Genomic DNA, 22,767 nt, shown 5'->3' with positions numbered 1-22,767 from the left:
GTACCGAAGGATCCGATACACCATGAAGCGCCGCGTCCCCCTGTCCGCCCTGGCCCTCGCCACGGCCCTCGCCTTTACCGCCTGCGGCTCCTCGGGCGGCAGCGACACCCACACCGGCCACACCTCCGACGCCTCTGCTCCGACCTCCGGCGCCTCTGCTCCAACCGCCGGCGCCTCTGCTCCGACCTCCGGCGCGGACGGTGCCACCTCCGGCGCGGACGCTGCGCCGGAGGAGCACAACGACGCGGACGTGATGTTCGCGCAGATGATGATCCCGCACCACCGGCAGGCCGTCGGGATGAGCGACATGATGCTGTCGAAGGACGGCATCAGCACGGAGGTGCTGGACCTCGCGACTGCGATCAGGGACGCCCAGGAGCCGGAGATCGCGACCATGACCGGCTGGCTCGAGGCGTGGGGTGAATCCGCCGAGGCCGGATGGAGCATGGAAGGCCACGCCATGGACTCCGGCTCGGACTCCGGCCCCGATTCCGACTCGGACCCTTCCGCCGGATCGATGGACGGCATGATGAGCGAGGACCAGATGTCCGAACTCGACGCCGCCGAAGGCGATGAGGCATCGCGCCTGTTCCTCGAATCGATGACCGCCCACCACGAGGGCGCGGTCGCCATGGCGCAGGACGAGATCGACGACGGCCAGGACCCGGACGCCATCCGGCTGGCCGAGACCATCGCCGAGACGCAACAGGCCGAGATCGATCAGATGGCCGGCCTCCTCGAGGACCTCTGATCGGTTCCGCACCTCCTGTCGGCAACGGTGGAGGTGACCCCCGTCCCTAGGGGAGGGGCGGCCGTTCCGGGGCGCCTGCTCGGTGGCGCCTGCTCAGGGGCGCCTGATCAGTGGCGCGGCGCTGCGAGTCCTGTCGTGCCGCGAGGCACAGGGTCGACCGCATGCGCGAGCCGCAGGCGTCGGCGGACCAGCAGGATGATCAGTCCGGCGGCGAGCACGGCGGGGAAGACGAGCCCCGAGAAGATGCAGACACCCAGCCAGAGGAACATCGAGACGAGCAGGCTGTCGAGCAGGCCCGGCTGCAGCGCGCGGTCGGTGAGGCGACTCCCTCCGATCCACGTGACGAGCGCGGAGGCGATAATCCCCGAGAGGAGCCAGCCGCCGTAGTTCGAGAGCGGCACGCCGTAGTACGGACCGCCGCCCTCCCAGATCCAGAAGCCGAGGGCGACGGCTCCCGGATCCAGGACACCGTCGATTACGACCAGCAGCAGTCCACCGAGGACGATCCTGCGCAGGGCCGTTCCGGTGCCCGACACCACGGCCACCGCGCCGATCACCAGCGGGACGTACGAGAGCGGCAACAGGTACGGCACGAGGCCGAGGATCGTGGGACCCAGCGGATCCCCGTAGTGGAAATCGCCGTAGGGCACGCCCGTCGCGACGCCGAATCCTTCGATCAGGTAGCCGAAGACGGACACCGCCACCAGCGCTGCCGCGCCGCGGGCGCTACCCAACTGCCGTACCAGGGCGACGAACGCCGGCAGCGCGATCAGCAGGTTGAAGCCGTAGGACGCATAGCTCGCGCCGTCCACGTCCGGGAACCGCACCACGAAGTAGCCGGAGACGAAGAGGAACGCGCAGGACGCGATGAGCAGGCGGGGGAAGCTGCGGGGGGTGGAGGTCTTCGGCACGGCATCCATCCTTGCAGGTACGTGACGGTCCTGGACGCAAGAGGAAGGGGCATCCGCGGAAAAGTGCGGATGCCCCTTACGTTCGTGCAGGACGGTTTCTGCCGGCCGGTCCCTAACGCTGCCTGAGGAGCTGCTCCAGGGCGATGCTGCCGTCGGTCTTGGGCAGCAGGAGCCACAGGACCAGGTAGAGCGGGAGGCCGATGAACGGGAGGAGGAAGCTGAGCAGCATCGCGATGCGCACGTAGCTCACGCGCCAGCCGTACTGCCGTGCGATCCCGGACGCGATGCCGCCGAGGATGCCGCCGGGAGCCCGCTTGATGGGGGAGGAGCGGAGGAAGCTGTAGAGGGGTTGCATCGGAGTGCCTTTCGATCGGGACGGAGGTTGGAAAGAGGGACGGAGTCTGGAAGGGACAGGTGCGGGTAGGGAGGAGCGGATGGTGCTGACGTGGCCGGTGTCCGCTCAGTATTCCGGAGCGTGGACCGCGTCGTCGTCCTGGCCGTCGGTCGTCGTGCGGGTCCGCAGGGACAGGATGCCCCCGGCGACGAGCGACAGTCCGACGCCGATGAGCAGGCCGAGCGCCACCACCACGGGGTCGATGTCGAGTGCGACGAACTGGCCGAGCAGGACCAGGCCGGCGACCGCGAGGATCAGAGCTCCCCACACGATGGTGACGACGCGGGGGCGGCGTTCCGGCCCGGTGATCGATGTGCTCATGGCGCGTCTCCTGTAGTGGTGGTTCCGGTGCTCTGCGGCGGGAAGGTGCCATCGATACCGGTACGGGTATCGGTATCGGTTGCGGTGAGGATGGTGATGTTGCTCATGGCGCCCCGCACATCGAGGATAAGAGCGGCCCCTGTGGCGTCGGGGTTCAGCTGGCCCCTGCCCAACTGGAGGACACCTCCGTCGCCCCGGAAGGCGGGTGACAGGGTGTCCGGGTCCGCCGTCGTTCCCAGGGCGTCCGCATTGGCCAGGGCCATCCGGGTGCGTACCTCGACGGGCACGTCCTGCGGAACGATGACGGTGACGTCACTGGCGAGGGAGTTCACCGGGACCACGACGTCCCGTGCGGGTGAGGGCAGGCCGGTGAGGTCGATCGTGGCCTGCGCTGCCATGACGCTGTAGCCGTCGGACGCCGCCTGGAGTGACGCCGGCGTGGCCGTCGTCTCCTGCGCGACGACCCAGGAGCCACCGACGATGGTGAGGGATGCGATGAGCGCGCCGAGGGTCGCCAGCGCAGCCGTGACGCCCACGAGGCCCGAGCTCCGTCCCCGCACGCCCAGTCCGACGATGCCGAGCGCGAGCACGATGGCGGCTGCTGCGAGCGCCACCGCGGCCGGGTTGGTGACGTCGAGGATGCGCGTGTAGTCCAGCACGAGGAGGACCGCCGCGGTGATGGTCGCCCCGCCGAGAAGGAGGGCCGTCACCGATCCGGAGGGCCGGATGCGGCTGGTTCGGTGGTTCGCGACGGCCGGAGGGACGTTCTCCGGTTCCCCCGCGTACGAGGACCATGCGGCGTCGGCCGCCGGGTAACCGGGCCCCGTGGCCCAGGGTGCCGGCTGGTAGGGCAGGGGATAGGTCTGCGTGAAGGACTGAGGAGAGGACTGAGGCGAGGGTTCCGGGGACGCATCGGGGGAGCCCTCGGCGGGATCGCCGTCGACGTCTCCGGGATCCGATCCGGTTGCACGTTCCCCGGAGAAGGCGGACGCGCCGGATGCTCCTGACTGTCCGTAGCCGGGCCCCGACGGGCCGCTGGACGGGCCGGGAGCCGGGGGTGCCGGGGGTGCCGGGCGTTCCGCCGGACCATAGGGCATCGGGCCGAAGGGCTGCGGCTGGCCGGATCCACCGCCGGTGGGGCCCGGGTACGAGCTGCCGGGACGGGCGCCGCCCCTGCCGGACCGATTGGCGATCCAGTAGACGAAGAGGACGACGGCCCCGATCCAGAACAGCGTCCACAGCAGGCCACCGGCTCCGCCGTCATGGGCGGAGACGTCCGGGCGCCACAGGCCGATCGCCACGAGCACGGCGGCTCCCGTCAGCCCGGAGGTCCAGGAGCCCCGCCCGGCCTGCTCGACATGGATGCGCCCATCGGGTTCCGGCAGCAGCGCCCACGCGAGCCCGTACAGCAGGACGCCGATGCCGCCGAAGACCGCGAGGACCACGATCAGGCCGCGGACGAGGGCCAGGTCGAGGCCCGTGCGGCGGGCGACGCCACCTGCGACACCCCCCACCCAGCGGTCCGGCGTCCGGGTGATGTCGAGGCCCCGGATCCAGCGGAAGAACGAGGACGAGGCGGGACGTTCCGCCTGATGCGATGCGGCCGGTTCATGCTGCCAGGACGGCCCGCCTGGTGAGGGTGCTGAAGTCATGTTCCCATCCTTCCGGTGGCCGCTCGGCGCGGCTATCGGGGCCTACCCTGAGCGGACCCTGATTAGACCCTGATTGGCACCGGGGAACGGCCCCGAGCGCCCGCCGTCGTGCTTGGATGGGGGTATGAGGCCCCCGCTGCTGCGCAGATCCGACGGCGTGATCGCCGGCGTCTGCGCCGGGCTCGCCGTGCACCTCGGGGTCAAGCGCTCCTGGGTCCGCATCGGCATGGCCGTGCTGACCCTGGCGTCCGGCGCCGGGGTCTTCCTGTACGCATGGCTCTGGATCTTCGTCCCGACGGCGGCGGACAAGGCCGCGGAACACGGACGGCCGACAGGCCCGGCCGCCTTCATGCAGGACGTCGGCGCGAAGAACGGGAAGACTCGGCCGGACACGCGGGCCGGGACAGCCGCATCCCGTCCGGCGGCGGGCCCGTTCGATCCCGAGTCATGGCGCGAGCGGACCCTGCGCGCCGGGCGGCGGGAGGTCCTGTTCGGTACGGTGCTGCTGGTCGCGGCGGCCGTGATCGTGGTGCAGTTGCTGGGGCTGCCGGTGAACTGGGGCTTCCTCGTCCCGATCGCCGTCGTGGCGACCGGTGCCGCCCTTGCCTGGTCCCAGCTCGACGCCGTGCGTCGGGCCAGGGTGATGAACCGTGCGGGGGCCGGACGGGCGGGTGGGGTGCTGCGCCTGCTCGCGGGCATCGTGCTCGTCATCGCCGGCGTACTCGTCGCACTGTCCAGCAGCGGCTCGTGGACGCTGACCATGGCCACCCTCGTCGCGGTGCTCGCCGTCCTCGCCGGCGTCGTCCTGGTCCTCGCGCCGTGGGGCCTCAAGTTCTGGCGCGATCTCGAGATGGAGCGGGCGGCCCGGGTGCGGGAGACGGAGCGTGCCGAGATCGCGGCCCATCTGCACGACTCCGTCCTGCAGACCCTCGCGCTCATCCAGAACCGCGCGGACTCCGAGACGGACGTGCTGCGCCTGGCGCGCGCGCAGGAGCGTGAACTGCGCCAGTGGCTGTTCGCGGACCCGGCGAGGGACCCCGGCAGCCTCGCCGAACGCCTCCGCGGGATGGCGGGCGAGATCGAGGACCGCTACGGGCACCCCGTCACGGTCGTCGCCGTCGGCGATGCAGTGCTGGGAGCGGGCGAGGACGCCCTGGCGCAGGCAGCGAGGGAAGCGATGCTGAACGCGGCGAAGCACGCGGGAGGCGCCGTCTCCGTCTACCTCGAGGCGGGCCCGGGCTCCGTGGAGGTGTTCGTTCGGGACAGGGGCAGCGGCTTCGACCCGGCAGCCGTCCCGGCGGACCGCCTCGGGATCCGGGAGTCCATCACCAGCAGGATGCTCCGCCATGGTGGGTCCTCCGAGCTCCGCAGCGACGGGGACGGCACCGAGGTACGGCTCCGGCTGCCGCGGCAGGCCGGAAGCGCCGCGTAGGCCACCGCCGCGCCACGGCAGGGCATGACAGGGGCGCGACAGAGGGAACAGGCAGAGGGAACAGGCAGAGGGAACAGACAGAGGGAACAACGGCCGGGGAACGGCCAGGAAGTGGGAGACACGTGGACAGCGAGAACCTACCTGCGGACGCGGCAGTACCGGGGACGGTGTCCGTGGTCATCGTCGACGATCACGGGATCTTCCGCTCCGGCCTCCGGGCCGCGCTCGGGCCCGTGATCCGCGTCCTTGGCGAGGCAGCGACGGTCGAGGAGGCGGAAGCGGTGATCGGTGCCACGGCGCCCGACGTCGTCCTCCTCGACGTCCACCTGCCCGGAGGCCGCGGCGGCGGGGGAGCGGAAGTCATCCACCGCTGCAGCACCCTCGGCACGACATCGCGCTTCCTGGCCCTCAGTGTCTCGGATTCCGCCGAGGACGTCGTCGCCGTCATCCGCGCCGGTGCGCGCGGCTACGTCACCAAGACCATCTCCGGCCCCGAGATCACCGACGCCGTGCAGCGTATCGCCTCGGGGGACGCCGTCTTCTCCCCGCGGCTCGCCGGTTTCGTCCTGGATGCGTTCGGGACCGCGTCGGTCGCCGTCGACGACGAACTCGACCGCCTCTCGGCACGCGAACTCGAAGTCATGCGGCTCATCGCGCGCGGCTACAGCTACAAGGAGACGGCGAAGGAACTCTTCATCTCCGTGAAGACCGTCGAGACGCACGTGTCGGCCGTGCTCCGGAAGCTGCAGCTGTCCTCGCGGCACGAACTCACGCGCTGGGCGACGGAGCGCAAGCTGCTCTGAGGAGGTGCCTACCGGGCGGAACCGAGGAACTCCTGCAGGCGTCCCACGCCCGTCGCGAGGTCCTCGTCGCCGAGCGCGTAGGACAGACGGAGGTAGCCGCTCGGCCCGAAGGCCTCACCGGGCACGACGGCGACTTCGACCTTCTCCAGGATCAGCGCGGCGAGCTCGGCGGACGTGGCGGGGGTGACGCCGTCGAAGCTCCGGCCGAGCAGCGGCCGCACGTCCGCGTAGGCGTAGAAGGCGCCATGCGGGGTGGGACATTCGACGCCCTCGATCTCGTTCAGGGCCGCCACCATGGCGCGGCGGCGGCGGTCGAAGGCCACCTTCATCTCGTCGACCGCCGTCAGCGGCCCGGAGACAGCGGCGAGGGCCGCCATCTGGGGCACGTTCGACACGTTCGACGTCGCGTGCGACTGCAGGTTCGTCGCAGCCTTGACGAGGTCCTTCGGACCGACCATCCAGCCCACGCGCCAGCCGGTCATCGCATACGTCTTGGCCACACCGTTGAGGATGACCACCCTGTCCCCGAGGGAGGGAGCTGCCGTCGCGATCGACGTGAAGGGCACGCCGTCGTACGTCAGGTGCTCGTAGATCTCGTCCGTCACCACCCACAGCCCACGTGCAGCAGCCCACTCGCCGATCTCGCGGACCGCGTCGGCGCCGTACACCGCTCCGGTGGGGTTCGAGGGCGAGACGAACAGCAGCACCTTCGTGCGCGGCGTCAGCGCCGCCTCGAGCTGTTCCACGGTCACGAGGTAGCCCTGCTCGGGTCCGGCGAACACCTCGACCGGAACGCCGCCCGCGAGCCGGATGGCCTCCGGATAGGTGGTCCAGAACGGCGTGGGGACGAGGACCTCGTCCCCCGGGTCGAGGAGGGTGGCGAAGGACTCGTAGACGGCCTGCTTGCCGCCGTTGGTCACGAGCACCTGCGAGGGGTCGACGGCGTAGCCGGAATCGCGCAGCGTCTTCTCCGCAATGGCCTGCTTCAGTTCGGGAAGGCCGCCGGCGGGGGAGTAGCGGTGGAAACGGGGCTGGCGGGCGGCCGCGATCGCGGCCTCCACGATGTAGTCCGGCGTCGGGAAGTCCGGTTCGCCGGCACCGAAACCGATGACGGGCCGGCCCGCAGCCTTGAGAGCCTTCGCCTTCGCATCCACGGCCAGCGTTGCGGACTCCGCGATCGAGCCGATCCGCCGGGAGATCCGGGGGAGGGCTGCGCGGGTGGAGTCGTCGGTCGTCGCGTTCATCGGGTCCCGTTCCGTGAGGTCTTCGTGGCAGCTTCCAGCTTAGGCGGTGGCCCCGGCCCGGGACCGCATCGGGTGTCGCCGCGTCGTGGGCCGGGGGCACCCCGGGCGGGCCCGTCCGGGGCGGGCTGGCGACTGTTCGGGCCCTATTCGGGGACCGCCCGACCCGCTCCGGGGCGCGGTCCGAGTCCCCCGGTTCGACGTTCCGGCGGTGATTGCGTAGACTTGATCCTCGGTGTTGAAACACCATGATGGTTCCTGCCCGCACCGGGCCGGCCGGAGTGGACGCTGTATCGGTTTCGAACCAAAGGGTAGTGGCGCAATTGGTAGCGCAGCGGTCTCCAAAACCGCAGGTTGCAGGTTCGAGTCCTGTCTGCCCTGCGCGTGGCCTTCGCGGATGGATCGCGAAGGCCCGGCAGAAACAGATCACGAAGCCCCGGCGCAGGCACAGGCCCCGCGCGGCGGTAAACATGATCAGCTGGGGGCGCCACTGGTGGTCCGGCTGGAACACCACACAGATTGATGAGGTTGACGGTGACCGATACGGCTGCGAGCAGCTCCAAGGGAAGCCCCTCCGAGAAGAAGGCTCCCCAGCGCGGGTTCTTCGGACGCATCATGCTGTTCATCCGCCAGGTCCTCGCGGAACTCGGGAAGGTCGTCACGCCCACCCGCCGGGAACTGGTTCGGTTCACCATCACCGTCCTCGCCTTCGTGGTCATCATGATGCTCCTCGTGACCGCCCTGGACCTCCTGTTCGGGGCCGGCGCGGTGTGGGTCTTCGGCGACAGCTGACGCCGTCCTCCGGGAATGCGGGTTCCGGCACCGCTGTTGACGTGTCCGGCCGAGTACAGGCAAGCAGAACAACTTTCGAAGAATGTCAGAAAGCAGGCGGCTAGGTGTCCGAGCAAGAACTCGAACGGCAGATCACTCCCGAAGATGGTCTGGAGAACGAGGAGTACGGAACGGAGGCGGAGGTCGACGCCTTCGACCCCGACGTGCCTGCGGACGACTCCGACGCGGCTGATTACCCTGCCGCTACCGATGTCGCCGCCGAGGACGGGCTCCTCGCCGACGATGTGGAGACCGGTGACGACGTAGACGCGGATGCCGACGACGACGAGATCGAGGCCACCGCCTCGGACGCCGTCGACGATGCCGCCGCATCCGACGCGGACGAGGCCGGGGAGGCTTCGGAGGAAGCTCCCGCCGAGGACCCCGTTGCCGCCTTCAAGGCTCGGCTCCGCCGCCAGGAGGGTGACTGGTACGTCATCCACTCCTACGCAGGCTACGAGAACCGCGTGAAGGCGAACCTCGAGACCCGCATCCAGACGCTGGACATGGAAGATTACATCTTCGAGATCCAGGTGCCGATGGAAGAGGTCGTCGAGATCAAGAACACCACGCGGAAGATCGTCAACCGCGTGCGCATCCCCGGCTACGTGCTGGTCCGCATGGAACTCACCGACGAGTCCTGGGGTGCGGTCCGCCACACGCCGGGCGTCACCGGCTTCGTGGGCAATGCCCACAACCCGGTCCCGCTGAGCCTCAACGAGGTGTTCTCGATGCTCGAGCACACGATCGTCCACACCGACGCCGAGTCGGGCAAGCCGGTCCAGCCCCAGTTCACCCCCGCCACCGTCAACTTCGAGGTCGGCGAGTCCGTCACCGTCAACGAGGGTCCCTTCGAGACCCTCCCGGCGACGATCTCCGAGATCAAGCACGAGTCGCAGCAGCTCGTCGTGCTCGTCTCGATCTTCGAGCGCGAGACCCCGGTCACGCTCTCCTACAACCAGGTCACCAAGATCCAGTAAAGCTTCGACGAATCCCGGCGTGCTTGGCCGGGAACCGTCGTGAAGGCCGTCACGCCATGACGGCCACCACCCTGCGGGACGCTCCTGTCCCGCGGGAACGCAATGCAAGAGAAGGACCCTTTCATGGCCCCCAAGAAAAAGGTCACCGGCCTCATCAAGCTGCAGATCAATGCAGGCGCCGCCAACCCGGCTCCTCCGATTGGTCCCGCGCTTGGCCAGCACGGTGTCAACATCATGGAATTCTGCAAGGCATACAACGCCGCCACGGAATCCCAGCGCGGAAACGTCATCCCCGTAGAGATCACGGTGTACGAGGACCGCTCGTTCACCTTCATCACCAAGACCCCGCCGGCAGCCGAGCTGATCAAGAAGGCAGCCGGAGTCGCCAAGGGCTCGGGCACGCCGCACACCGTCAAGGTTGCCAAGCTGACCAACGCCCAGGTCGAAGAGATCGCCACCATGAAGATGGAAGACCTCAACGCCAACGACGTCCAGGCAGCTGCCAAGATCATCGCCGGCACCGCCCGCTCCATGGGCATCACGGTCGAGGGCTAATACCCCTTCCTCCCGCTCCGTCCGGCACTGCCGGACAGGGCACACCACCATTTCACAGCACGACGGCGCCGCATCCCGCGGACGACGGCGTGAGTGGCAGGGCCCGGCGCGGTCCGCAGACCACGACTGCATAAGGAGAACAAGCAGATGGCACAGCGCAGCAAAGCATACAAGGACGCTGCCGCGAAGATCGAGGCGGACAAGCAGTACGCCCCCCTCGAAGCGGTAGTCCTCGCGAAGGAATCCAACCCTTCCAAGTTCGACGCCACGGTCGAGGTGTCCTTCCGTCTCGGAGTGGACCCCCGCAAGGCGGACCAGATGGTCCGTGGCACCGTGAACCTTCCCCACGGCACCGGCAAGACCGCCCGTGTCCTGGTCTTCGCGACCGGCGAGAAGGCAGAGGCGGCCATCGCGGCCGGCGCTGACTTCGTCGGCTCCGACGACATGATCGAGAAGGTCTCCGGTGGCTGGACCGACTTCGACGCCGCGGTTGCAACCCCTGACCTCATGGGCAAGGTGGGACGCCTTGGAAAGATCCTCGGCCCCCGCAACCTGATGCCGAACCCGAAGACCGGTACGGTCACGGCGGACGTCGCCAAGGCTGTCACCGACATCAAGGGTGGAAAGATCGACTTCCGCGTCGACAAGCACTCGAACCTCCACTTCATCATCGGCAAGGTCTCCTTCGACGAGCAGAAGCTGGGCGAGAACTACGCCGCAGCACTCGAGGAGATCCTCCGACTGAAGCCTTCGGCTTCGAAGGGCCGCTACATCCAGAAGGCAACGGTTTCGACCACCTTCGGTCCCGGCATCCCCGTCGACCCGAACGTCACCAAGGTCTTCGCCTCCTAAGGCCGACCCTGCAGAAGCCCCGCGGCGCGAGCCGCGGGGCTTCTGCGTTTAAGGGCGTCCGGCCCGGCCGGGACCCCGACCGGTAGGGCTATGCTCGGCGCATGACGGCGATCAGCCTGCTCCGCGTCCCCGAGACCCTCGCCGGGCCCGAGGGGGACGACTTCGAACAGAGTGCCCGCGTGTCGGACGCCGTCGAGCGTGCGATCTGGGGCCACGACGACCACGGCATGGATCCGGCGGAGCGGCTCGCCAGGGACCAGCCGACGGCGGATCGGGAGTTCGTCCTGGCCGTCGCGAGGGATCGCGGCACCATCGTCGCGAACGTGGGCATCGGCATCCCGCACAGGGACAACCTGCGGAGCGCCGTCATGCAGATCGCGGTCCTGCCGTCCCACCGGAGGCAGGGGATCGCCACCGCGCTCCTTGCCTTCGCGGAGCAGGAGATGGCGGACCGGGGCCGCTCCATCGCGATGGCCTGGAGCGACGCGCGTGCCGATGAGGGGCCGGAGGCCGGTCCCGTCCTCATGCCGGTCTCGGGCGCCGGCTCGTTCCCGGCAACCGATCCGTCAGCCATCCTTGCCATGCGGTCGGGATTCGAGCTTGTGCAGGTGGATCGGCAGAGCGTCCTCCACCTCGCCGCCGTGGAGGGCGGGCGGGACGGCGTCGCCCGGCAGGAGCGCGAGGCGCGCGCCGGAGGGTCGGGGGACTACGACCTCGTGGGCTGGACCGACAGCTGCCCGGAGGACCTTCTCGACGACTATGCGCTCCTGCGCCGGAGGATGAGCACCGATCCGCCGCTCGGCGGCTTCGCCCAGGAGGAGGAGGCGTGGGACGCCGACCGCATCCGGCGGGAGGAAGACCGTTCCCGGACCGCCGGCGCCTCGAGCCTGGTCTGCGCCGTCCGCCACACGGCGAGCGGGCAGCTGGTGGGGCACACCATTCTCGACCGGTCGGAGTCGAAGCCCGCCGTGGTCTACCAGGAGGACACCCTGGTGCTCCGCGGGCACCGCGGGCATCGACTGGGCCTGTGGCTGAAGGCGGCGAACCTGCGGCGCGTGTTCGACGAATGGCCGACGGCACAGCGCATCTACACGTGGAATGCCGAGGAGAACACCTCCATGCTCGGCATCAACGTCGCACTCGGCTTCCGTCCGTCGGGCCGCACGGCCGGCTGGCAGAAGACCCTCGCCTAGCGTGGATTTGGCCGAGTCCGCCGGGTCGCGTACGCTTTAACTACCAAAGACCGTCGGTCGATCCATCTCCACTCTCCTGCAGCGCACTCCTGCGCGGCCCGGAAAAGGAACAGGATCCGAAAGTTCCCGTGAGGGACGGCCTACGCAGGTGAACGAAGCTCCTCTCCACCGGCCTGTGCCCGTGTCGAGCAAAGCCCCGTGCATCTGCGCGGGGCGTTTTTTATTGGAGCTGGAAGACCGGCGCATATTCCCCGGAAGGAGGGTTATGGCAACGCCAACAAAGGTTTCTGCAGTGGACGAGATCACCACCGATTTCAAGGACTCCACCGCGGCTGTCCTGACCGAATACCGCGGGCTCACTGTTGCTCAGCTCAAGGACCTGCGCCGTGCCCTTGGCACGGACACCAAGTTCTCCGTCGTCAAGAACACCTTGACGGGCATTGCGGCAAAGGAAGCCGGCATCGACGCGTTCGATGGCCAGCTGTCCGGACCCACCGCGATCGCCTTCATCAAGGGTGACGCCGTTGCTGCGGCCAAGAGCCTCACGGATTTCGCGAAAGCCAACCCGAAGCTCGTCATCAAGACTGGAATCTTCGAGGGCAAGGCCCTCGACGCATCCGAGGTCGTTGCACTGGCAGCCCTCGAGTCGCGCGAACTCCAGCTCGCCCGGGTGGCAGGTGTCCTCAAGGCACCGATGTCCGCCCTGGCCCGCACCGTCGATGCACTGCGCATCAAGCTCGAGGAGGGAAGCGGCGCTGCACCTGCAGCCGACGCTGACGCTCCCGCTGCCGAGGAAGCCGCTGCTCCTGCAGAAGCTGCCGCGGAGGCTCCCGCCGAGGAAGCCGCAGCAACCGAAGCGAACTAGTTTCCCTTCGATCCCCACACTCCGGTGCAGTGCACCACTAAAGGAAGGACGCCTCCCATGGCGAAGCTCACCAACGAAGAGCTCATTGAAGCTTTCAAGGAACTGTCCATCATTGAACTCTCGGACTTCGTAAAGCTGTTCGAGGAGACCTTCGATGTCACCGCTGCTGCCGTTGCAGTTGCAGGCCCCGCCGGTGGCGGAGCCGGCGAAGCCGCCGAAGAGGAGCAGACCTCCTTCGACGTGGTCCTCGAGGCTGCTGGCGACAAGAAGATCGCAGTGATCAAGGAAGTTCGCGCCCTCACCTCGCTGGGCCTCAAGGAAGCCAAGGACGTTGTCGACAGCGCCCCCAAGGCCGTCCTCGAGGGCGTCACCAAGGAAGCCGCAGACAAGGCCAAGGAGGCCCTCGAGGCTGCCGGCGCCACCGTCACCCTCAAGTAACACCCGCTGCACCCGTAGCCCGGCGCAGGCCGGTGCCGCCGCAGTACACGAAAGAGCCCCGCTTCTCGCGAAGCGGGGCTCTTTCGTGTTCCGGGACGGAGCGGTCAGCGCCAGAGGAGGAGTGCTTCGCCCTGGCCGCCGCCGCCGCAGAGGCTCACTGCGGACCTGCCGGTGCCCCGGCGTGCCAGCTCCAGCGCGGCGTGGAGGGCGAGCCGCGCGCCGGACGCACCGATGGGGTGGCCGAGGGCGATCGCCCCGCCGTGGATGTTGCACTTCTCCAGGGGGTAGTCGAGGTCCTTGAGGGACTGGACGGCCACGGACCCGAACGCCTCGTTGATCTCGATGAAGTCGAGGTCTTCTGCCGTCCAGCCGGCCCGCCCGAGGGCCTGCTTGATCGCCTCGGACGGCTGCGAGTGGAGCGTGTTGTCCGGTCCCGCGACCTGGCCCGGCCGGCCGACGACGGCCAGCACCGTCAGTCCGGCTTCCTCCGCGTACGCGCGCGTGGTCACGACGAGCGCCGCGGCGCCGTCGGACAGGGGCGAGGAGTTGCCCGCCGTGATCGCGCCGTCCGGATTGAACGCCGGCCGGAGCTTCGCGAGGGACTCGACGGTGGTGGCCGGCCGGATGCCCTCGTCGGTGGTGAGGACGACGTCGTCGCCCTTGCGCTGCGGCACCCGGACCGGCACGATCTCCTCGGTCAGCACGCCGCCGTCCGTCGCGGCGGCCGCGCGCTGGTGCGATGCCGCCGCGACCGCGTCCTGGGCGGTGCGGTCGATCTCGAGGCGCACGTTCCCGCGCTCCGTCGACGCTCCCATCGACTCGTCGTCGAAGGCATCGGTCAGGCCGTCGTGCGCCACCGAGTCGAGGGCGGCCATGGACCCGTAGGTCCAGCCCTGGCGGGAGCCTGGCAGCAGGTGGGGTCCGCGGGTCATCGACTCCTGGCCTCCGGCGACGACGACACGCGCCTCGCCGCCGCGGATCAGGCGGGCGGCGTCGATCACGGCGGTGAGCCCGGAGAGGCAGACCTTGTTGACGGTGACGGCCGGGACGTTCCAGGGGATGCCCGCCTTCACCGCGGACTGCCGGGCCGGGTTCTGGCCGCAGCCGGCCTGGACCACGTGGCCCATGATGACGGCGTCCACGGCGGAGGCGGCGACGCCCGCGCGCTCCAGCGCTCCCGTGATGGCCAGTGCGCCGAGCTCGACGGCGGTGAAGGAGGCGAGCTGCCCGTTGAGGCGCCCGAGGGGTGTGCGGGCGCCTCCCACGAGGACGACGTCGTCGGGGGATGGCGTGGGTGTCGCCATGGCGAAACTCTCTTTCGTCGTTGAAATGGTGCCGCTACCAGACTAGGACTTTTCGGTGGCGCTTCTGCCGCGTCGGCGTCAGGGGATGTCGCGGGGCCCGGGGCCGTCGGCGCCCTGCGGGTAGAGCAGGGGGAGCTGCAGGGTGAGCCAGGGACTGAAGGCCCACGGCGTCGCGGTGACGGCGCGCACGAGGTCGCGGGCACCGACCCACTGGTAGTCCATGACCTCGGCGGGCAGCGGAGCCACGGGACCGTCCGCCACGGCCGTGTAGACCGGGCAGATCTCGTTCTCGACGATGCCCGAGGCGTCCACGGCGCGGTACCTGAACTCCGGCAGTGCGGGCCGGATGTCCGCGACCCTGAAGCCGAGCTCCTGGGCCGCGCGCCGCTGGACAGCGTCCTCGAACGGCTCGTCGGGTGCGGGGTGCCCGCAAAAGGAGTTGGTCCAGACGCCGGGCCAGGCTTTCTTGCCGAGGGCGCGGCGCGTGACGAGGATGCGCCCGGCGTCGTCGAACACGTGCGTGGAGAAGGCCAGATGCAGGGGGGTGTCGAGCGTGTGGACGGTCGCCTTGGAATGCGTTCCGACGGGACTGCCGTCCTCGGCGAGCAGCACCACGACCTCGGTCCCCGGACCCGTAGCGCCGTCGATGCCCGTCCGCTGCACCGTGTATCCTGCTTCGCTCGCCATCGTGGCACTCTTTTCGCTGATCGTCCGGGCGGTACGCGGGGTTCGCTCCAGCCGGGCGGCCGCCCGGCTGTATACACCCCACGTGTCGTCAGGGCGCCATATCCGTTGTTTACTTTACCTATGGACATGGACACTCTGCTGGTCGAGCCCGCCGGGCTCGAACAGGTCGAGAGTGCGCTGGAGCGGTTCTTCGAGGAGTCCAAGGCCCGCGCCGCGAGGATCGGACCGGGCTACCACGCCCTCTGGGAGACCCTCGAGCGGTGTACCGCCGGCGGGAAGCGATTCCGGCCCCGCATGGTGATGTCCGCCTACCAGATGCTCGGCGGCCGCGACCTCGCCAATGCGGCCGAGGTCGGTGCCGCCTTCGAGTTGCTCCACACGGCCCTGATCGTGCACGACGACGTGATCGACCGCGACTTCGTCCGCCGCGGGATCCCGAACGTCTCCGGCCGCTACCGCACCCTCGCCGAGGGGGCAGGCATGTCACCCGAGGGAGCGCACCACGTCGGGCTCTCCGCCGGGGTCATCGCCGGGGATCTGGCGCTCTCCAACGCCTACCGGCTGCTCGAGCGGGTCGAGGCGCCTCCCGCGGTGAGGCGCCGGCTCGGGGACATCCTCGACGAGGCGGTCTTCGCGTCCGCCGCGGGGGAGTTCCTCGACATCGAGACCTCCCTGGATCCGGTTATGCCGTCCCTGGAGGCCATCGTCGACATGGCCCGGCTGAAGACCTCCGTCTACTCCTTCGAGGGCCCCCTGCAGGCAGGCGCGGTCCTCGCCGGCGCGGATGAGGAGCTCATCGCCCGCCTCGGTGATTTCGGGCGGGACGCCGGCATCGCCTACCAGATCGCGGACGACCTGCTCGGTGTCTTCGGGAACGAGACACGCACCGGGAAGACGAACTGGGGCGACCTGCGCGAGGGCAAGCGGACCGCGCTCCTGTCCTACGTCTCCGCGCGGCCGGAATGGGAGGACATCTCGGCCCTGGTCGGCAGTCCCGGGATGTCCGCGGCGGACGCCGACTTCGTCCGGCGCATCCTCGTCGACAGCGGTGCCAAGGACTACTCCTCTGACCTCGCCGCCGAGTACGCCGCACGCGCCCGCACCCACCTCGACTCCGACGTCGTGCCCTCCGCACTGCGGTCCGCCCTCCACCCCGTGGTGACGGCCGTCGTGGACAGGGTGCACTGAGTGGGCGTGAACGATCCGCTCGCACGCTACAACGCGGCAGCGCTCAGGACCTCCGCGGAGGTCATCCAGTGCTACTCGACGTCCTTTGGCATGGCCTCGCGCATCCTCGACCGCACCACCCGCGCCTCCATCGAGTCCGTGTACGCGCTGGTGCGCGTCGCCGACGAGGTCGTGGACGGCGCCGCTGCCGGAGCGGGGCTGTCGGTGGACGAGGTCGGGCGACTCCTCGACGACCTCGAGCGTGACACCGAGACGGCCATGACCACCGGCTACAGCACGAACCTGGTGGTGCACGCCTTCGCCCTCACGGCCCGGGCCACGGGTATCGGCGTCGACCTCACCCGGCCCTTCTTCGCCTCCATGCGCGCCGACCTCACGCGGAGCGAGCACACGCAGGAGTCCTTCGACCTGTACGTCTACGGGTCCGCGGAGGTCGTCGGGCTGATGTGCCTGCGGGCCTTCCTCGTCGGCCGGACCGTGACGCCGGAGGAGGACGCCGTGCTCGTGGACGGCGCGAGGCACCTGGGCGCCGCCTTCCAGAAGATCAATTTCCTCCGCGACCTCGCCGAGGACTTCTCCACCCTCGGCCGCAGCTACTTCCCGGGCGTGCGGCCGGGGAGCTTCACGGAGGCGGACAAGCTCCGCCTCCTGGAGGACATCGACCGGGACCTGCGCATCTCGGCCGCAGCCCTCCCGGGCCTGCCCCCGACACCGCGGCGCGCCGTCACCCTCGCGCAGGGACTCTTCACCGAGCTCGCCGCGAGGCTGCGCCGGACGCCGGCCGAGGAACTCCTCCGGGCGCGGGTCCGGGTCCCCACCCCGGTCAAGCTCCGCATCCTGGCGCAAGCCTTCACCGGTCGCGCGGCACCGGAACTCGCCGCGCAGGAGAGGTCGGCATGACACCCCAGCAGAGTGGACGGACACGCGTGGCAGCCAAGGACGTCGTCGTCATCGGCGGCGGGATCGGCGGGCTCGCGACGTCGGCCCTGCTGGCCCGTGAAGGGCACAGCGTCACCCTCCTGGAGAAGCGCGGACAGGTGGGCGGCCGCGCCGGTTCCTGGGAGCAGGACGGTTTCCGCTTCGACACCGGCCCGTCCTGGTACCTGATGCCCGAGGTGATCGACCACTTCTTCCGGCTGATGGGCACGAGCGCCGCGGAGCAGCTCGACCTCGTGAAGCTCGATCCCGGCTACCGCGTCGTCTTCGAGGAGGGCGGGGCGGTCGACGTCCCCGCGGATCGAGAGGCTGTCACCAAGCTCTTCGAATCCCTCGAGGCCGGCGCCGGCGAGCAGCTGTCGAAGTACCTCGACTCCGCGGAGGACGCCTACGAGATCGCCAAGAAGCGTTTCCTCTACTCGACCTTCCAGTCCTTCCTGCCCTTCGTCCGGCCCGACGTCCTCACCCGGCTCCCGCGGATCGCGTCGCTGCTGCTCCAGCCGCTGCAGTCCTTCGTCGAGAAGCGCTTCAAGGATCCGCGGATCCAGCAGATCCTCGGCTACCCGGCCGTGTTCCTCGGCAGCTCGCCCTTCGACGCGCCGAGCATGTACCACCTGATGAGCCACCTCGACCTCGACGACGGCGTGCTCTACCCGATGGGCGGTTTCAGCACCCTCATCGACGGGATGCGGCGGGTCGCGGTGGCCGCCGGCGTCGAGATCCGCACCGACGCCGACGTCGTCTCGATCGACACCGAGCCCCGGACGCCCGGCAGGTCCCCGCTGGACCGCCGGGCCGCGACGGTGCGCGGGGTCACCTACCGCACGGACGGTAGGACGGCGTCGATCGGTGCCGACATCGTCGTGTCCGCCGCGGACCTCCACCACACCGAGACCACGATGCTGCCGGCGGATCTGCAGACGTACCCGGAGGGGTACTGGCAGAAGCGCGTGCCCGGTCCCAGTGCGCTGCTCCTGTACCTGGGCGTCCGGGGAAGCCTGCCGCAGCTCGAACACCATACCCTGCTGTTCACCACGGACTGGCGCGACAACTTCGGGCGTATCTTCGGCAAGGAGACCTCCGTGCCGTCACCGGCGTCGCTGTACGTGTGCCGACCGAGCGCCACGGACGGATCCGTGGCCCCGGCGGGCTCCGAGAACGTGTTCGTCCTCGTGCCCATCCCGGCGGATGTCACGATCGGCAGGGGAGGGCTCGAGCGCGGAGGAGACGCGAGGGTCGAGGACCTGGCCGACGCCGTCATCGGCCAGATCTCCGACTGGGCGGGTATCCCCGATCTCGCCGAGCGCATCGTCGTCCGCCGCAGCTACGGGCCGCAGGACTTCGCCGACGACCTCAACGCGTGGCGCGGCACGTCGCTGGGGCCGGCCCACATCCTGAAGCAGAGCGCCTTCTTCCGCGGCTCGAACCGCAGCGCGAAGGTCGGCAACCTCTTCTACGCGGGCAGTTCCACGGTTCCCGGCATCGGCATCCCCATGTGCCTCATCAGCGCGGAACTCATCGTCAAGCGGCTGCGCGGCGACACCAGCACGGGGCCGCTGCCGGAGCCGGCCCTGGGGTAGGACGGCCCCCGGCCGCCGGATGCTACCGGCAGGACGTCGTCCCCACCAGGTGTGGCGGGCTTGACGCGAAGAGGGGAGAGGGGCTATTGGACTTTACGCTGCGCATGCCGTAACGTAGTTCTTTGCGTCTTCCCTCTAAACCTCAGCCTTCATATAGCGGTGGGCTTTGCTCTGCTCTCGTTGTTTAACCTGGCCATACGGTTGGGGTCACGCGGGCGGACACTGGTGGGCACTGAGATCCCCGCAGCATACTGCGGTGGCGGTGCTGAGGCGAATGCGCTGACAAGCCTGACGGTCTGTGGAAGGATCCCTCTTGGTCGCCCCGAGCACCTCTAATAATGCAACCGCTACCAGCCAGGTCGACGCCGACGGCGCCGCACCCCGGCTCTCATTCGCAAAGATTCACGAACCGCTTGAAGTTCCCAATCTTCTCGCCCTCCAGACGGACAGCTTCGACTGGCTCGTCGGCAACGAGCGCTGGAAGGCCCGCGTTGAGGAAGCGCTGGAGAAGGGGCTGCAGGGTGTAGCCACGACCTCCGGGCTGGCCGACATCTTCGAAGAGATCTCCCCGATCGAGGACTTCCAGGGCACCATGTCCCTGAGTTTCTCCGAGCCGGAATTCGCAGACCCCAAGTACACGATGGCCGAGTGCAAGGATCGCGACGCGACCTACTCCGCGCCCCTGTACGTCAAGGCCGAGTTCATGAACAACAACACGGGCGAGATCAAGCAGCAGACCGTGTTCATGGGTGACTTCCCCCTCATGACCGACAAGGGCACCTTCGTCATCAACGGCACCGAGCGTGTCGTCGTGTCGCAGCTCGTCCGTTCACCCGGCGCCTACTTCGAGCGCACCGCGGACAAGACCAGCGACAAGGACATCTTCAGCGCGAAGATCATCCCGTCGCGCGGTGCCTGGTTCGAGCTCGAGATCGACAAGCGCGACCAGGTCGGCGTCCGCCTCGACCGCAAGCGCAAGCAGTCCGTCACCGTGCTCCTCAAGGCCCTCGGCTGGACCGAAGGCCAGATCCTGGAGGAGTTCGGCCAGTACGACTCCATCCGCGCCACCATGGAGAAGGACGCGACGGAGACCCGCGAGGACGCCCTCCTCGACATCTACCGCAAGCTGCGTCCGGGCGAGCCCCCCACGGTCGAGGCTGCCCAGACCCTCCTGGACAACCTGTACTTCAACCCGAAGCGCTACGACCTCGCCAAGGTTGGCCGGTACAAGATCAACCGCAAGCTCGGCATCGACAAGGACCTCACGGATTCCGACGCCTCGGTGCTGAACATCGACGACATCGTCGCGATGATCAAGTTCCTGGTCGCCCTGCACGCCGGTGACAAGACCCTCGGCGGCAAGCGCGACGGCGGGGACGTCGAGCTCCGCGTCGAGGTCGACGACATTGACCACTTCGGCAACCGCCGCATCCGCGCCGTGGGCGAGCTCATCGAGAACCAGGTCCGCACGGGCCTGTCCCGCATGGAGCGCGTCGTCCGCGAGCGGATGACCACCCAGGACGTCGAGGCCATCACGCCGCAGACCCTGATCAACATCCGTCCCGTCGTGGCCGCCATCAAGGAGTTCTTCGGAACCTCCCAGCTGTCGCAGTTCATGGACCAGAACAACCCGCTCGCTGGCCTGACGCACAAGCGTCGCCTGTCCGCGCTGGGCCCGGGTGGTCTCTCCCGTGACCGCGCAGGCATGGAAGTCCGTGACGTCCACCCGTCGCACTACGGACGCATGTGCCCGATCGAGACCCCTGAAGGCCCGAACATCGGCCTCATCGGTTCGCTCGCCTCGTACGGCCGCATCAACGCGTTCGGCTTCATCGAGACCCCGTACCGCAAGGTCGTCGACGGCATCGTCACCGACCAGATCGACTACCTGACCGCAGACGACGAGGTGGAGCGCCTCATCGCCCAGGCGAACGCGCCCCTTGGTGCGGACAACACGTTCACCGAGGACATGGTCCTCGTGCGGACGCGTGGTGGTTCCGGCGAGCCCGTGCTCGTCGAGCCCGCCGAGGTCGAGTACATGGACGTCTCCCCGCGCCAGATGGTGTCCGTCGCGACCGCGATGATCCCGTTCCTGGAGCACGACGACGCCAACCGCGCCCTCATGGGTGCGAACATGCAGCGCCAGGCCGTGCCCCTGCTCCGTTCCGAGCGTCCCCTCGTGGGCACCGGCATGGAGAAGAACGCGGCCGTCGACGCCGGTGACGCCGTCACCGCGACGAAGGCAGGCGTGGTCAAGGAGGTGTCGGCCGACCTGGTCAGCGTCCTCAACGACGACGGCACCGAGACGAACTACCCGATCATGAAGTTCGCCCGCTCGAACCAGGGCAACGCGTACAACCAGCGCGTCCTGGTGTCCGAGGGTGACCGCCTCGAGTACAACTCGATCATCGCCGACGGTCCGTCCACGGACCAGGGTGAGCTCGCGCTGGGCAAGAACATGCTCGTGGCGTTCATGTCCTGGGAGGGTCACAACTTCGAGGACGCGATCATCCTGTCGCAGCGCATCGTCTCCGACGATGTCCTGACGTCGATCCACATCGAGGAGCACGAAGTCGATGCCCGCGACACCAAGCTCGGTGCCGAGGAGATCACGCGTGACATCCCGAACGTCTCCGAGGAGGTCCTCGGTGCGCTCGACGAGCGCGGCATCATCCACATCGGTGCCGAGGTCGAGGCCGGCGACATCCTCGTCGGCCGTGTCACCCCCAAGGGTGAGACCGAGCTGACCCCCGAGGAGCGCCTGCTGCGCGCCATCTTCGGCGAGAAGAGCCGCGAAGTCCGCGACACCTCGCTGAAGGTCCCCCACGGCGAGTCCGGAACGGTCATCGGCGTGCGCATCTTCGACCGCGACAACGACGACGAGCTGCCCCCGGGCGTCAACCAGCTGGTCCGCGTCTACGTGGCACAGAAGCGCAAGATCACCGACGGCGACAAGCTCGCGGGCCGCCACGGCAACAAGGGCGTCATCTCCAAGATCCTCCCGATCGAGGACATGCCGTTCCTGGAGGACGGCACCCCCGTCGACATCGTCCTGAACCCGCTCGGCGTCCCCGGACGCATGAACGTGGGCCAGGTCCTCGAGATCCACCTCGGCTGGGCAGCCAAGCAGGGCTGGAAGATCGAGGGCGAGCCCGAGTGGATGAAGAACCTCCCGAACCTTCCCCGGGAGATCTCCTCGACCACCGTCGCAACCCCCGTGTTCGACGGCGCCACCGAGGACGAGATCGTCGGTCTGCTCGGATCCACGAACGTCACCCGCGACGGACAGCGCCTCATCGGCGAGTCCGGCAAGGCGCGCCTGTTCGACGGCCGCTCCGGCGAGCCGTTCCCGGACCCGATCTCCGTCGGCTACATGTACATCCTGAAGCTCCACCACCTGGTGGACGACAAGATCCACGCGCGCTCCACCGGCCCGTACTCCATGATCACGCAGCAGCCGCTGGGTGGTAAGGCGCAGTTCGGCGGACAGCGTTTCGGTGAGATGGAAGTGTGGGCCCTCGAGGCCTACGGTGCGGCCTACACGCTGCAGGAACTCCTCACCATCAAGTCGGACGACATCCACGGACGCGTCAAGGTGTACGAGGCCATCGTCAAGGGCGAGAACATCCCCGAGCCGGGCGTTCCCGAGTCCTTCAAGGTCTTGATCAAGGAAATGCAATCGCTCTGCCTGAACGTGGAAGTCCTCTCCACCGACGGCACCACGATTGAAATGCGTGACTCGGATGAAGAAGTCTTCCGGGCCGCGGAGGAACTGGGCATCGACCTCTCACGGGCCGAGCCGAGTTCCGTCGAGGAAGTCTAGGTTTCACCACGCCGAACAGGTGTTCGAACG

At 68.7% G+C, this 22,767-nt stretch carries 21 protein-coding genes and 1 tRNA gene; 15 read left to right on the top strand and 7 right to left on the bottom strand.

Going from position 1 to position 22,767, the window contains the following annotated elements; translation table 11 throughout:
- The first annotated feature begins 22 nt into the window (after nt 1–22).
- Nucleotides 23–751, top strand: a complete 729-nt coding sequence (locus ACX80I_RS04225) for a DUF305 domain-containing protein (RefSeq protein WP_459343869.1) — start codon at nt 23–25, stop codon at nt 749–751.
- A gap of 107 nt (nt 752–858) precedes the next feature.
- Here ACX80I_RS04225 and ACX80I_RS04220 read toward each other — a convergent pair whose 3' ends face one another.
- From ACX80I_RS04220 to ACX80I_RS04205, 4 genes are all read right to left on the bottom strand, one after another.
- Nucleotides 859–1,662, bottom strand: a complete 804-nt coding sequence (locus ACX80I_RS04220; protein ID WP_459343868.1) for a carotenoid biosynthesis protein — start codon at nt 1,660–1,662, stop codon at nt 859–861.
- A 112-nt stretch (nt 1,663–1,774) separates the two neighbouring features.
- Nucleotides 1,775–2,017: a PspC domain-containing protein gene (locus ACX80I_RS04215; RefSeq protein ID WP_459343867.1), complete on the bottom strand. Its 243-nt coding sequence runs from the start codon at nt 2,015–2,017 to the stop codon at nt 1,775–1,777.
- Between the two features lie 105 nt (nt 2,018–2,122).
- A complete protein-coding gene (locus ACX80I_RS04210; protein ID WP_459343866.1) occupies nt 2,123–2,377 on the bottom strand; it encodes a hypothetical protein in 255 nt (84 codons plus the stop codon).
- The gene (locus tag ACX80I_RS04205; protein WP_459343865.1) at nt 2,374–4,029 is read right to left on the bottom strand and encodes a PspC domain-containing protein; all 1,656 of its coding nucleotides are present in this window, start codon (nt 4,027–4,029) and stop codon (nt 2,374–2,376) included. The genes ACX80I_RS04210 and ACX80I_RS04205 overlap by 4 nt, the downstream gene beginning before the upstream one ends.
- A gap of 124 nt (nt 4,030–4,153) precedes the next feature.
- On the opposite strand from ACX80I_RS04205, the gene ACX80I_RS04200 reads away from it, so the two are divergent.
- The gene (locus ACX80I_RS04200; protein WP_459343864.1) at nt 4,154–5,461 is read left to right on the top strand and encodes an ATP-binding protein; all 1,308 of its coding nucleotides are present in this window, start codon (nt 4,154–4,156) and stop codon (nt 5,459–5,461) included.
- A gap of 122 nt (nt 5,462–5,583) precedes the next feature.
- Nucleotides 5,584–6,264 carry a LuxR C-terminal-related transcriptional regulator gene (locus ACX80I_RS04195; RefSeq protein WP_459343863.1) on the top strand — a complete coding sequence of 227 codons (681 nt, stop codon included), beginning with the start codon at nt 5,584–5,586 and terminating at the stop codon, nt 6,262–6,264.
- Between the two features lie 8 nt (nt 6,265–6,272).
- Here the strand turns inward: ACX80I_RS04195 and ACX80I_RS04190 are convergent, their stop codons facing one another.
- Nucleotides 6,273–7,508, bottom strand: a complete 1,236-nt coding sequence (locus tag ACX80I_RS04190) for a pyridoxal phosphate-dependent aminotransferase (RefSeq protein ID WP_459343862.1) — start codon at nt 7,506–7,508, stop codon at nt 6,273–6,275.
- A gap of 305 nt (nt 7,509–7,813) precedes the next feature.
- On the opposite strand from ACX80I_RS04190, the gene ACX80I_RS04185 reads away from it, so the two are divergent.
- The 8 genes from ACX80I_RS04185 to rplL all read left to right on the top strand — a co-directional run bounded on the left by ACX80I_RS04185 (nt 7,814) and on the right by rplL (nt 13,219).
- Nucleotides 7,814–7,886: transfer RNA gene (locus ACX80I_RS04185), tRNA-Trp, on the top strand.
- 153 nt (nt 7,887–8,039) lie between these two features.
- Nucleotides 8,040–8,297: a preprotein translocase subunit SecE gene (gene secE / locus ACX80I_RS04180; RefSeq protein ID WP_225437453.1), complete on the top strand. Its 258-nt coding sequence runs from the start codon at nt 8,040–8,042 to the stop codon at nt 8,295–8,297.
- 104 nt (nt 8,298–8,401) lie between these two features.
- Nucleotides 8,402–9,316, top strand: a complete 915-nt coding sequence (gene nusG / locus ACX80I_RS04175; protein ID WP_459343861.1) for a transcription termination/antitermination protein NusG — start codon at nt 8,402–8,404, stop codon at nt 9,314–9,316.
- A 123-nt stretch (nt 9,317–9,439) separates the two neighbouring features.
- Nucleotides 9,440–9,871, top strand: coding sequence for a 50S ribosomal protein L11 (gene rplK, locus ACX80I_RS04170; RefSeq protein WP_087030133.1), 432 nt, complete (start codon nt 9,440–9,442; stop codon nt 9,869–9,871).
- A gap of 147 nt (nt 9,872–10,018) precedes the next feature.
- Nucleotides 10,019–10,723, top strand: coding sequence for a 50S ribosomal protein L1 (gene rplA, locus ACX80I_RS04165; RefSeq protein WP_459311669.1), 705 nt, complete (start codon nt 10,019–10,021; stop codon nt 10,721–10,723).
- Between the two features lie 101 nt (nt 10,724–10,824).
- Nucleotides 10,825–11,916 (top strand): GNAT family N-acetyltransferase, encoded by a 1,092-nt coding sequence (locus tag ACX80I_RS04160; RefSeq protein ID WP_459343860.1) that lies wholly within the window; start codon nt 10,825–10,827, stop codon nt 11,914–11,916.
- A gap of 265 nt (nt 11,917–12,181) precedes the next feature.
- Nucleotides 12,182–12,781 (top strand): 50S ribosomal protein L10, encoded by a 600-nt coding sequence (gene rplJ / locus ACX80I_RS04155; protein WP_459343859.1) that lies wholly within the window; start codon nt 12,182–12,184, stop codon nt 12,779–12,781.
- 57 nt (nt 12,782–12,838) lie between these two features.
- Nucleotides 12,839–13,219 carry a 50S ribosomal protein L7/L12 gene (gene rplL / locus ACX80I_RS04150; RefSeq protein WP_133082401.1) on the top strand — a complete coding sequence of 127 codons (381 nt, stop codon included), beginning with the start codon at nt 12,839–12,841 and terminating at the stop codon, nt 13,217–13,219.
- A 104-nt stretch (nt 13,220–13,323) separates the two neighbouring features.
- Here the strand turns inward: rplL and ACX80I_RS04145 are convergent, their stop codons facing one another.
- Nucleotides 13,324–14,523, bottom strand: coding sequence for an acetyl-CoA C-acetyltransferase (locus ACX80I_RS04145; protein ID WP_459343858.1), 1,200 nt, complete (start codon nt 14,521–14,523; stop codon nt 13,324–13,326).
- Nucleotides 14,524–14,601: 78 nt separating this feature from the next.
- Complete coding sequence (gene idi, locus ACX80I_RS04140; RefSeq protein WP_459343857.1) at nt 14,602–15,210, bottom strand: isopentenyl-diphosphate Delta-isomerase; 609 nt, start codon at nt 15,208–15,210, stop codon at nt 14,602–14,604.
- Between the two features lie 126 nt (nt 15,211–15,336).
- Between idi and ACX80I_RS04135 the strand changes: the two genes are divergently transcribed.
- The 4 genes from ACX80I_RS04135 to rpoB all read left to right on the top strand — a co-directional run bounded on the left by ACX80I_RS04135 (nt 15,337) and on the right by rpoB (nt 22,737).
- Nucleotides 15,337–16,398, top strand: coding sequence for a polyprenyl synthetase family protein (locus ACX80I_RS04135; RefSeq protein WP_459343856.1), 1,062 nt, complete (start codon nt 15,337–15,339; stop codon nt 16,396–16,398).
- 6 nt (nt 16,399–16,404) lie between these two features.
- The gene (locus ACX80I_RS04130) at nt 16,405–17,298 is read left to right on the top strand and encodes a phytoene/squalene synthase family protein (RefSeq protein ID WP_459343855.1); all 894 of its coding nucleotides are present in this window, start codon (nt 16,405–16,407) and stop codon (nt 17,296–17,298) included.
- Entirely contained in the window at nt 17,295–18,914 is a 1,620-nt protein-coding gene (crtI, locus tag ACX80I_RS04125; protein WP_459343854.1) for a phytoene desaturase family protein, read from the top strand. Before ACX80I_RS04130 ends, crtI begins: the two co-directional genes overlap by 4 nt.
- A gap of 313 nt (nt 18,915–19,227) precedes the next feature.
- Entirely contained in the window at nt 19,228–22,737 is a 3,510-nt protein-coding gene (rpoB, locus tag ACX80I_RS04120; protein WP_459311654.1) for a DNA-directed RNA polymerase subunit beta, read from the top strand.
- The last annotated feature ends 30 nt before the right edge of the window (nt 22,738–22,767 follow it).

It is taken from the genome of Arthrobacter rhamnosi, assembly GCF_054510855.1.
Note: the sequence above shows the minus strand (reverse complement) of the source record. Positions and strands in the feature narration are given on the sequence as shown.

Excerpts from the sequence above, each read along its gene's own strand:
- rplA (WP_459311669.1), top strand. The coding sequence starts at position 10,019 with ATGGCACAGCGCAGCAAAGCATACAAGGACGCTGCCGCGAAGATCGAG.
- ACX80I_RS04190 (WP_459343862.1), bottom strand. The coding sequence starts at position 7,508 with ATGAACGCGACGACCGACGACTCCACCCGCGCAGCCCTCCCCCGGATC.
- rplJ (WP_459343859.1), top strand. The coding sequence starts at position 12,182 with ATGGCAACGCCAACAAAGGTTTCTGCAGTGGACGAGATCACCACCGAT.
- ACX80I_RS04160 (WP_459343860.1), top strand. The coding sequence starts at position 10,825 with ATGACGGCGATCAGCCTGCTCCGCGTCCCCGAGACCCTCGCCGGGCCC.
- ACX80I_RS04225 (WP_459343869.1), top strand. The coding sequence starts at position 23 with ATGAAGCGCCGCGTCCCCCTGTCCGCCCTGGCCCTCGCCACGGCCCTC.
- ACX80I_RS04205 (WP_459343865.1), bottom strand. The coding sequence starts at position 4,029 with ATGACTTCAGCACCCTCACCAGGCGGGCCGTCCTGGCAGCATGAACCG.
- crtI (WP_459343854.1), top strand. The coding sequence starts at position 17,295 with ATGACACCCCAGCAGAGTGGACGGACACGCGTGGCAGCCAAGGACGTC.
- ACX80I_RS04215 (WP_459343867.1), bottom strand. The coding sequence starts at position 2,017 with ATGCAACCCCTCTACAGCTTCCTCCGCTCCTCCCCCATCAAGCGGGCT.
- ACX80I_RS04135 (WP_459343856.1), top strand. The coding sequence starts at position 15,337 with ATGGACACTCTGCTGGTCGAGCCCGCCGGGCTCGAACAGGTCGAGAGT.
- rplL (WP_133082401.1), top strand. The coding sequence starts at position 12,839 with ATGGCGAAGCTCACCAACGAAGAGCTCATTGAAGCTTTCAAGGAACTG.
- ACX80I_RS04145 (WP_459343858.1), bottom strand. The coding sequence starts at position 14,523 with ATGGCGACACCCACGCCATCCCCCGACGACGTCGTCCTCGTGGGAGGC.
- ACX80I_RS04200 (WP_459343864.1), top strand. The coding sequence starts at position 4,154 with ATGAGGCCCCCGCTGCTGCGCAGATCCGACGGCGTGATCGCCGGCGTC.
- ACX80I_RS04210 (WP_459343866.1), bottom strand. The coding sequence starts at position 2,377 with ATGAGCACATCGATCACCGGGCCGGAACGCCGCCCCCGCGTCGTCACC.
- idi (WP_459343857.1), bottom strand. The coding sequence starts at position 15,210 with ATGGCGAGCGAAGCAGGATACACGGTGCAGCGGACGGGCATCGACGGC.
- rplK (WP_087030133.1), top strand. The coding sequence starts at position 9,440 with ATGGCCCCCAAGAAAAAGGTCACCGGCCTCATCAAGCTGCAGATCAAT.